This is a genomic window from Psychrobacter sp. W2-37-MNA-CIBAN-0211 (assembly GCF_040309405.1).
GTDB classification, from domain to species: domain Bacteria; phylum Pseudomonadota; class Gammaproteobacteria; order Pseudomonadales; family Moraxellaceae; genus Psychrobacter; species Psychrobacter glaciei.
The window spans coordinates 1-229 of the sequence record NZ_JBEOOU010000650.1; the positions used below are offsets into that span (position 1 = coordinate 1).

Here is a 229-nt window from a genome sequence, read left to right on the forward strand (position 1 = left end):
GGCTGGAACCTGCCGGCTGCGCGCCGCCGACGGGCGCACGCTGCAACTCGCCGACGGCGATTTCGTGCTGCTGCCTGCAGGTGGCGCGCACGACCTGCTCGACGCAGCGGGCCACCGGTCGAAGCCGCTCGCGCCGCTGCGCGATTCGGGGGCCGGCGACGGTGTGGTTCTGCCGGTCAAGTCGAATGTCGATCCGGCCGTAACAGGCAACGCGAGCGTGGATCTGCTC

The 229-nt window shown here is 71.6% G+C and carries 1 protein-coding gene; it reads left to right on the forward strand.

The genetic code is table 11. From position 1 onward, the window contains the following. Positions 1–229: cupin domain-containing protein (locus AAEY72_RS16620; protein ID WP_352311815.1), on the forward strand; the 229-nt coding region annotated here is incomplete at both ends.